Source organism: Halopenitus sp. POP-27, from assembly GCF_029889855.1.
Classification (GTDB): domain Archaea; phylum Halobacteriota; class Halobacteria; order Halobacteriales; family Haloferacaceae; genus Halopenitus; species Halopenitus malekzadehii.
The window spans coordinates 1-8,374 of record NZ_JARANU010000031.1 but is presented as its reverse complement, the minus strand read 5'-3'; the positions used below and the strand labels follow the sequence as shown (position 1 = coordinate 8,374).

Genomic DNA, 8,374 nt, shown 5'->3' with positions numbered 1-8,374 from the left:
CGCTTTATGCCTGTCTTGTGTGCTCGTCTACGTGTATTTGAGAATGATGGGTGGATGCTGTTGGGGTACTGGATGCGTGCCGGGTGGATGCTGGGTGGGTGCCGTGTGTGGGGTGTATTCAAAAATGGTTTCATCACGTTGGTTCGTGACGCCGAACGGTTTCCGAACACGTTCAAGTCTATTTGGCGTGTACAGCCGTTTGGTGGCCGATATACTCCACGATCGCGACCGGCATCGGCTCTCGTTCTCCGCGAACGAGCTGACGGGTGCGATAGGTGATTCGATTACGGTTCTCCCCCTCGTCGTTGCGCTCGCAGTGGTGACTGACGTCTCCCTGCCGCACGTCCTCCTCGCGTTCGGCGTCTTCCAGATCGTCTGGGGCGTCGTCTACGGGCTGCCGGTCTCCGTCGAGCCGATGAAGGCGCTGGCCGCGCTCGGCGTCGCCGGCGCGTTGAGCTACGCCGAGTTGGCCCTCTCGGGACTCGTACTCGGCGTCGTCCTCCTCGTCATCGGGGGATCGGGAACGCTCGCGGCCGTCGAGCGATGGATCGGCGAGCCGGTCGTCCGCGGCGTCCAGCTGGCGGTCGGGCTGATCCTGTTCGAGACGGCGATCGGGCTCGCCGTGGCGGATCCGGCCGTCGCCGGCGCCGGCCTGGCGATCGCGGTCGTCGCGGTCGCGGTCGGGTACGGGAACGCGAGCGCGCTCGCGGTCCTCCTCGCGGGGGTCGGCGCCGCGGTGTGGGTCGCGGGCGTGCCGACCCCGACGCTGCCGGGCGCCCCGCCGCTGCCCGCGTTCGCTGCGGGAGCCACGCGGGAGGCGGCCGAGGGGATGATCGCGCAGCTCGCGATGACGGTCGGTAACGCCGCCCTCGCGACCTCGTTGCTGTTCGCCGACCGGTTCGACGTCGAGGTCCCCCCGGACGATCTCTCGACCAGTATGGGGGTGATGAATCTCCTCGCCGTGCCGATCGGCGGCATCCCGATGTGTCACGGCTGTGACGGCGTGGCCGGCAAACACGCCTTCGGCGCCCGGACCGGCGGCGCGAACGTGATCCTCGGGATCGGCTACCTCCTCGCGGCACCGTTCGCGGCCGCGAGCCTGCTCGCCGCCTTCCCGCTCGCGCTGCTCGGAACGCTGCTCGCGGTCGTCTCGGTGTCGCTCGCCGGGAGCGTCCGGCAGTCCTCGAACCTTGCGCTGTCGGTCGGGATCGGCCTCGCGGCGCTCGTCGTCAACCTCGGCGTCGCGTTCCTCCTCGGCGTCCTCGTCCACCTCACGATCGAACGCGTCGGCGACGTCGGTGGTGACGATGGTGGCGACGATCACGGAAACGACGGCGATGCGTGAACGTGACCGCCGATTTCACCCGGTCTCCGCCAGCCGGACGTCAAGGTCCGGTCGGACTCCGACTCTGGTACAGAGGTCCCAGATCGTCGCCGCGTTGCTCGAGACGACCGGCAGATCGAACGCCGCCTCGAGCGACGCCAACGCCTGGATGGATCGGTAGTTCGTACACGAGATGAACAGCGCGTCTGCATCCGGTGTGGCGGACAGGACCGCTCGGCCGTGGTCCTCCGCGTCGGCGGGGTCCAACGCCCCGATCGCCGTGTTCTCGACGAGCCCGCGGCCGTCGATCGAGACCACCTCGATCCCGTTGTCGGTCAGGAACTCCCGCTCCATCCGATCCAGCGTCGCGGTGTAAGGCGTCGCGACGGCGACCCGGTCGACCTCGAGCGCCGAAAGCGCCCTGACGACGGAGCGAGCGGTTGCGGTCGCCGGGACGCCGGCGGCCTCGGACAGTCGGGACTCGAGTCGCGTATCGAACCCGGACCCGTGGATGAGGCTTCCCGTCGTGCAGGCGTAGGCGACGCCGTCAACCGACGCGTCCGCGAGCAGCGATGCGGCGCGTTCGGCGTGGTCGGCCATCTCCTCGAGTTCGTCGGCCGTGACGTCCTCGAGCGGGACCCGTGCGGCGTGGACCGTGCAGTCGTCCGGGAGCACCGCCCGAAACTCCGGCTCGACGGTCGTGTTCGAGGAGGGAACGACGACGCCGAGGCACGTCATCGGTCGTCCACCGTCCCGTCGGATCGATCGTCGGTCGTCTCATCGCGCCGGTCGCGTGCCTGCTCGTCCGGCTGGTCGCGTACCTGCTCGTCCGGCTGGTCGCGTACCTGCTCGTCCGGCTGGTCGCGTACCTTCTCATCAAGCCGATCGCGTTCCCGCGCCGCGGCCGCACGCTCGTCGGGATCGCCGTGGCCGCCGCCGCCGGGCGTTCGGATCGAGACCGTCGTTCCGGCGTCGACGTCGACCGAGGCTTTCGCGGGGACGGGCTCCCCGTCGATGCGGTTTTCTCCGGTCGCGCCGTCCTCGCCGCCGTCGATCCCCGCGGGCGCCGTCCGCCGGCGTTCGGTCAGCAGCGACACGGTCGCCTCCGTCTCGACCGTGACGGTTCGCTCGATGCCGAGCCCGCCGCGGTACCGGCCGTCACCGCCGCTTCCGGGGCGCAACCCGTACCGCTCGACCCGGAGCGGATACTCCGTCTCCATCGACTCGACCGGCGTGTTGAGGGTGTTCGTCATTCCCACCTGCACGCCGTCCATTCCGTCCGCGTTCGGACGTGCCCCGAAGCCGCCGCCGATCGTCTCGTAGTAGGTGAATGACCCGGATCGGTCGCCGATGATGAGGTTGTTCATCGTTCCCTGACTGCCGGCGGGAACCACGTCCGGAACCGCCTCGCCAAGGGCGGCAAGCGTGACGTCCGTGACACGCTGGCTCGTCTCCACGTTGCCCCCGACGACCGCCGCCGGCGGGTCGGGATCGAGCACCGATCCGTCGGGCACGGACACGCTCACCGGCTCGTAACACCCGTGATTGGGCGGGATGTCCGGGTCCGTAACCGCGCGGACGACGAAGTAGACCGCGCTTTTGGCGATCGACCGCGGCGCGTTCAGGTTCCCCGCAACCTGGTCGGCGGTGCCCGCGAAGTCGACGTCGATCGAGGCGCCGTCGATGGTGACGGCCACCTCGATCGGGATGTCCTCGTCCGTCACGCCGTCCCCTTCGAGAACGTCCCGTGCCCGGTACGTCCCGTCCGGGAGGTCCGTGAGCGCCGCTTTGATACGCTCGCGGGAGTACTCGATGACCGCGTCGAAGGCGTCGAGCAGCGTCTCCCCGTGCTCGTCGAGCAGCTCGCCGATCCGTTCCTCCGCACGCGCGTTCGCGGCGCGTTGCGCCCGGAGGTCCGCCTCGCGCTCGTCCGGCGTCCGGACGTTGGCCCGGATCAGCTCGTGGACCGCCTCGTTCGGCTCGCCGCCGTCGACGAGTCGAACCGCGGGCAGCCGGAGCCCCTCCTCGTAGATCTCCCGTGCGCCCGGGGGCATGCTGCCCGGTGCGCTCCCGCCCACGTCGGCGTGGTGTGCACGCGACACCGCGAAGCCGATCACCTCGTCGTTCGGCGCGATCGTCGAGACGAGCGTGATGTCGGGGAGGTGGGTTCCCCCGGCGAAGGGGTCGTTGACGATGAAGACGTCGCCCGGCTTCGGGTCCCGCTGAAGCACGACGTCGACCGCGTCGGGCATCGCCCCGAGATGCACCGGGATGTGTTCCGCCTGTGCGACCAGCCGACCCGCGGCGTCGAACAGCGCCGTCGAGCAGTCCTGCCGCTCCTTGATGTTCGGGGAGTAGGCCCCACGGATGAGTACGTGGCCCATCTCGGTGGCGACGCTCTCCAGCTGGTTGCGGAGGATCTCCAGAGTCACCGGATCGATGTCGGTGCTCCGTTCAACCGTCGCCGCGTCGGTCGTCGTCACGTTTCCGTCGTCGGTCGGTGTTCCGTTCGTCTCCTCGGTCGGTGTTCCGTTCGTCTCCTCGGTCGGGTTCATTGTTCGTTCACCTCCGCGATCAGCGCGCCGTCGGGGCGAACACCGACGGTCCATCCCGGCGGGATGACGATGGTGCTTTCGGCGCCCTCGATGATCGACGCCCCGGCGATCCGGCCGTCCGTCGGCAGCGCGTTTCGATCGTACACGGTCGTCTCGTACACGCCGTCGTCGAACACCGCCTCGCGGGTCTCGGTGGGCTCGCCCCCGCCGCCGGCGTGTTCGACCGACGGCGCGCTCCGGGGGATCGTCGCCGTCACGCGACAGTTCACCAGCTCGACCGGCTCGTCGACCCGGTAGCCGTACGCCGATTCGTGGGCGGCCGCGAACCGCTCGCCCGCCGTCTCGGCGTCGAACGGCCGATCGATGTCCACGGTGAGCTCGAAGCTCTGGCCCGCATACCTGAGATCCGCGGCGCACTGCACGGTCGCGGCCTCGCGGTCGCTCACCTCCTCGAGCAGCGTTTCGGAGAGGTCGGCGTAGACGTCGTCGACGTCGTCGGGATCGACCGCCTCGAGCGGGCGTTGGTACGTCCGGACCGCGTCGCGCTTCTCGTCGGCCGCAAGCAGGCCGTACGCCGAGAGGACGCCGGATGCACGCGGGACGATCACCCGATCGATGTCGAGACCGTCCGCGATCGAGACGGCGTGCATCGGTCCCGCACCGCCGAACGCGACGAGGCCGAACCGCCGCGGGTCGTACCCCCGCTCGACGGTCACGGAGCGGATCGCCCGGGTCATGTTCGCGTTCGCGACGCGGTACACCCCGCGGGCGGCCGCCAGGGCACTATCGAGGCCGGCCTCGTCGGCGAGACCCGCGAGAGCGTCGTGGGCGGCCGCCACGTCCAGCGACAGCTCCCCGCCGAGGCTGGTGCTCGACCCGATGTAGCCCAACACGAGGTTCGCGTCGGTGACGGTCGGCTCCGTCCCGCCATTGCCGTAACAGGCGGGGCCGGGATCGGATCCGGCGGAGCGTGGCCCGATCCGGAGCGCGCCGCCGGCGTCGACCCACGCGATCGAGCCGCCGCCGGCACCCACGGTCTCGACGTCGACCATCGGCGTCCTGATCGGCCGGTCGTTGATCTCGGCTTCGGTCGTCCGTTCGGCCGCGCCGTCGCGAACGAGGCTCACGTCGCTTGAGGTGCCGCCCATGTCGAAGGTGACCAGCCCTTCCCGTTCGTCGCCGGTGGGGGTGGTAGCGTCGTCGCCATCGGTAGCGTTGCCGTTGCCGCCGGTGTCGTCAGCAGCGTTGCCGGCGTCGCCGGCCGCCATCGAACTCGCCCCGACGACGCCGGCGGCCGGCCCCGAGAGGACGGTGGTCACGGCGTTTCGTCTGACTGTTTCGGCGTCGGTGATCCCGCCGTTGGCCTGCATGATCCGCGGTTGCGGGACGCCGAGATCGCGTGCCCGCTCGGTCAGGTTGCTGAGGTAGCGGTCGATCGCCGGCCGCACGTACGCGTCGACGGCGGTCGTCGACGTCCGCTCGTACTCGCGGAACTCGGCGAGGACCTCGTGTGAGGCCGACACGGGCACGTCGAGCTCCGATCGCAGCACGTCCGCGACGCGCGTTTCGTTCTCTGGGTGTGCGTAGGCGTGCACGAGTGAGACGGCGACCGACTCGGCACCCGTCTCGCGGATCGCCTCGGCGATCTCCCGAACCTCGTCGTCGTCGACGGGCTCTTCGATCCCGTCCGGCGTCGCCCGCTCGGACACCTCGAACCGGCGGCGTCTTGGCACGAGCGGCGTCGGCTTCTCGGCGTCGAGGTCGTACAGCGACGGGCGCGCTTGCCGGCCGATCTCGAGGACGTCCCGGAACCCGTCCGTCGTCACCAGCGCGGTCCGTGCGCCGTCGTCCTCGAGCAACGCGTTGACCGAGACGGTCATCGCGTGGGAGAACTCGTCGACGGTCTCGGGGGCGATCCCGGCCTCCTTGCAGGCCTTCTCGATGCCCGTTATCACGCCCTCGCTCTGGTCGGCGGTGCTCGGAACCTTCGCCGTGACGAGCTCGTCCTCGAGCGAGAGCACCACGTCGGTGAACGTGCCGCCGACGTCGACGCCGATCCGTCGGTCCGCCATCTACAGCACCCCCGTGACGTCGAGCAGCGTTCGGACGCCGAGCCAGACGACGATGATCGTCACGATCGCACCGAGCACGTTCGCTATCGATCCGTTCGTGTACTCGCCCAGGAGGTCCTCCTGGTTCATCGCGTAGATCAGGAAGACCGCGACGATCGGCAGCAGGATCCCGTTGACCACCTGCGCGAACACGATGATCTCGACGGGGCTCCCGCCAAGCAGCACCGAGAGGACGCCGACGCCGAGGATCGTGCCCCAGACGGCACGGAACCGCGTGCTCTTCATGTCCGAATCCCAGCCGAGCGCGCCCGTGGTCGCCCACGCACCCGCAAGCGGTGCCGTCGTCGCGCTCGTGAACCCGGCGGCGAACAGCCCGATGCTGAAGAACAGCTTCGCGTACGGGCCCGCGAGCGGCCGGAGCTGTTCGGCCATTCGGCCGACGTCGTTTATCTGCGTCCCCGGCTCGAACGCCGCCGCCGCGGTCACCATGATCGTGATCGTGATGAGGCCCCCGACGGCGATCGAGAGGACCGTGTCGACGCGTGAGCGACCGATATCGGCGGCTCCATCCCACCGTTCCTGGACGTTGCTCGCGTGCAGGAACAGGTTGTAGCCCACGATCGTCGTTCCGATGAGGCCGGTGATGAGGTACAGCGACCCGGACGGGATTCCGGGGACGAAGCCGGCCGCGATCGCGGCCGGATCGGGGCCGATCAGGATCGCCGACGCGACGAACGAGAGGGCCATCACGACCACGAGGCCGACGAGCGCCCGCTCGATCAGCTTGTACCGCCCCGTATACAGGAGGCCGCCGGCGACGCCCCCCATCAGGACGCCCCAGACGGTCGCGTCGATCCCCGTGATCGTCGCGAGTCCCGCCGCCCCGCCGAGGATGTTTCCGGCCTCGTAGGCGGCGGTTCCGACGCCGATCGCCCCCACGACGAGGACGATGCTCACGAACTCGACGATCCGGGTGTCGAAGCGCTCGCGCAGCGCCTCGCCGAGCCCCTCACCCGAGACGAGGCCGAGCCGTGCGCTCATTTCCTGTAACACGATCGTCGCGCCGATCGAGAAGGCGATCGTCCACAGGAGCGCGTAGCCGAACTCGGCACCGGTGACGCTTGCGGTCGTGACCGTCCCCGGGCCGATGAACGCGGCGGCGACCATCGCTCCCGGGCCGACGGCTTTGAGACGACGGACAACGTTCATCAATGATCGTTTTGACATCTAGTGACACGATTCCAACGAACGGGGATAAACACTGTTAAGAGCTCTGTGTACGCGGATCATCAGTCGTATGTGGATACGGATCAGCCACCGCGTCAGATATGTCCACGTATGATCCGTGTCGTCGTCGGGGCGAGTTCGGTCCGATCCTCCGGGTCGATCCCCCCCGCACTCACTCGTCTCGTGGTGCTTCCTCCTCCCGCTCGGTCAACAGCACCTTCGAGACGCTCTCCTCGATCTCGATCTCGAACGGAAGGTCCGCGACGCTTCCCCGAATGAACCGGACCATGAACCACCGCAGCTGTTCGGAGGGAAACACGACGTGGTAACTCCCCGCTTCGGCCCGTCTGACCGTCAGAAATCCGCACAGCGACAGCCACTCGAGGACGTCCCCGAGCGAGTCGAACCGGTCGGCGTACTCCTGGGCGTGGTAGTTGGCCACCTGATCGATCGTGTCGAGGAACTCGTCGTCCCGGGTTTCGGGGTCGTCGATCCGGCCCAACAGCGCATGCAGGAGATCGATGTCCAAGAGCACGTGCTCGCCCGTCGACAGCATCTCGTAGTACGTCTGGAGGTGGTCGCTGTCGCTTGCGGTCGCCGAATCGAAATTCGCCGCGTAGAACGCGATCGCCTGCCGGATCAGTTCGCTTCGGCTCTCGTCGCTTTGGTCGTGTAACCGTTGCAACGTCTCCCTGGTGTCGTCGTCGAGGGAGACCGTGACTCGATCGCTTGGCATACGGTCCCTCATCGCCGGATGGACTTAACCTCGTGGCGGTGGTTGATCCGTCGAGCGGCGTCGATCGAGCGGAGAACGTTGCTCGGACGGAACGTCGATCGGTCTACGACCCTCGACGTCGGTCTGGCGGGCGCCGACCATCGAACGCGGTTTACAACCCGCCATCGATCGCCGATTACAATTCAGTATCAAACGCTAACCACACCGTTCAGACACGATTCGAAGCCGAAACCACATTGAACCTCGACACCGTATCTTCACCTGTACTCCGGGAGGATCCAAAGATGACCAACACCACCGACGACACACCGCTTGTACCGCTCGTGCTCATACTCATCGGCGTGGTCCTGATCGCCCCGGTGTTCCTCATGGGATTCGGGATGATGGGTTTCGGGCCGATGATGGGCGGGATGTGGGGTGGCGGAATGATGTAGGTTTTACACATATGACACTACCGACG

Annotated in this window: 7 protein-coding genes; 2 read left to right on the top strand and 5 right to left on the bottom strand. The window is 68.2% G+C overall.

What is annotated here, in order from left to right:
- Positions 1–211: 211 nt before the first annotated feature.
- Positions 212–1,345, top strand: coding sequence for a putative sulfate/molybdate transporter (locus OQF70_RS13350; RefSeq protein WP_280538205.1), 1,134 nt, complete (start codon positions 212–214; stop codon positions 1,343–1,345).
- 15 nt (positions 1,346–1,360) lie between these two features.
- Here OQF70_RS13350 and OQF70_RS13345 read toward each other — a convergent pair whose 3' ends face one another.
- The 5 genes from OQF70_RS13345 to OQF70_RS13325 form a co-directional block, all read right to left on the bottom strand.
- Positions 1,361–2,062, bottom strand: a complete 702-nt coding sequence (locus tag OQF70_RS13345; RefSeq protein ID WP_280538203.1) for an aspartate/glutamate racemase family protein — start codon at positions 2,060–2,062, stop codon at positions 1,361–1,363.
- Positions 2,059–3,879 carry a hydantoinase B/oxoprolinase family protein gene (locus OQF70_RS13340; RefSeq protein ID WP_280538202.1) on the bottom strand — a complete coding sequence of 607 codons (1,821 nt, stop codon included), beginning with the start codon at positions 3,877–3,879 and terminating at the stop codon, positions 2,059–2,061. Before OQF70_RS13340 ends, OQF70_RS13345 begins: the two co-directional genes overlap by 4 nt.
- Positions 3,876–5,951, bottom strand: a complete 2,076-nt coding sequence (locus OQF70_RS13335) for a hydantoinase/oxoprolinase family protein (RefSeq protein ID WP_280538201.1) — start codon at positions 5,949–5,951, stop codon at positions 3,876–3,878. Before OQF70_RS13335 ends, OQF70_RS13340 begins: the two co-directional genes overlap by 4 nt.
- Positions 5,952–7,160, bottom strand: a complete 1,209-nt coding sequence (locus OQF70_RS13330; RefSeq protein ID WP_280538204.1) for an Nramp family divalent metal transporter — start codon at positions 7,158–7,160, stop codon at positions 5,952–5,954. It abuts the gene before it with no gap.
- Between the two features lie 190 nt (positions 7,161–7,350).
- Positions 7,351–7,914 carry a ribbon-helix-helix protein, CopG family gene (locus OQF70_RS13325; RefSeq protein WP_280538200.1) on the bottom strand — a complete coding sequence of 188 codons (564 nt, stop codon included), beginning with the start codon at positions 7,912–7,914 and terminating at the stop codon, positions 7,351–7,353.
- 284 nt (positions 7,915–8,198) lie between these two features.
- Here OQF70_RS13325 and OQF70_RS13320 point away from each other — a divergent pair, with 284 nt between their 5' ends.
- Positions 8,199–8,348, top strand: coding sequence for a hypothetical protein (locus OQF70_RS13320; protein ID WP_280538199.1), 150 nt, complete (start codon positions 8,199–8,201; stop codon positions 8,346–8,348).
- Positions 8,349–8,374 lie beyond the last annotated feature (26 nt).